The organism is Candidatus Symbiopectobacterium sp. NZEC135 (genome assembly GCF_025962695.1).
Map to the genome: position 1 here is coordinate 1 of NZ_JAGFPF010000609.1, position 1,144 is coordinate 1,144.

Genomic DNA, 1,144 nt, shown 5'->3' on the forward strand with positions numbered 1-1,144 from the left:
GGCCCACTGCCGTCGGTCATGTTTACCGTGCCAGCATTATTGAGCCGGGCGATGATTTGGCTTAGCCCATCGAGTGCCAACGTGGCCGATTGCCCGACCGTGATGATGGAATCTGGGCTGAATACGTTCAGAGCGCCTGCTTGCAGTGTACCTGCTTCTACAACGGTTGAACCTGAGTAGGTATTATTGGCCGTCAGCGTGGCGATACCGGTGCCGAATAGCCGTATTCCGCCGCTGCCAGAAATAAGGCCGTCAAAGAAATAATCGTCACTGCGATTAAAGGCAAGTGTGCCCGAATTCTCTACGTTGCCAAGAATTGAGCCCGTGCTGCCACCGTTGCCTAGTTGTAACGTACCGGCGGAAATCAGCGTGTTGCCGAGATAGCTATTGGATCCTGTTAATACGGTGGTGCCACTGCCTCGTTGATCAACTGAACCACTACCGGTGATGGTGTTGTTGAAAATCAACGTATTGCTACGATTGAATGCAAATACTCCATTGTTGTTAACGTTGCTGGCGAGTGAGCCTGTGCTACCACCATTGCCCAGTTGCAGAGTCCCAGAAGAGATTGTGGTGAGGCCACTGTAGGTATTGTTTGCTGTCAATACGGTGGAGCCGGTACCCACTTGGTTGACCACGCCGGTGCCGGAAATAACGCCATCGTAGACGAGCGTGTTGTTACGATTAAACGCCAACGTAGCTTTGTTGATCACATTGCTGACGATTGAACCGGTGCTGCCGCCATCGCCAATCTGTAATGTCCCCAGGTTGAGTGCTGTATTTCCGGTGTAAGTGTTCTCTCCTGTCAGTGCAAGTAAACCGGTACCGATTTTGGTCAGGGTTCCTGCACCTGAAATAATACCGCTTGTAGTTAACGGGGAGGCGAGGGCGATGTCGATTGTGCCGCCGAGGGCGTTCAATTGGATCGCGCGTGACGTGGCCATCGTAGCGTCAGTGGCGAGCGTACCTCCATTAAAAGATAACCCCCCATCGGACTGACCAAGGTTGCTGTCGCTCGTGATACGCAGCGTACCGCCGTTGATTGCCGTGCCCCCGGTATAGGTGTTGGATCCGTTAAGTACCAGTGTGCCGAGATCGGCTTTCACCAACTGCACGTCGCCTTGCAAGATGGCATCAATGGTGG

The 1,144-nt window shown here is 53.2% G+C and carries 1 protein-coding gene; it reads right to left on the reverse strand.

Going from position 1 to position 1,144, the window contains the following annotated elements; translation table 11 throughout:
* Window positions 1-1,144: autotransporter-associated beta strand repeat-containing protein (locus tag J5224_RS29145; protein WP_264628565.1), on the reverse strand; the 1,144-nt coding region annotated here is incomplete at both ends.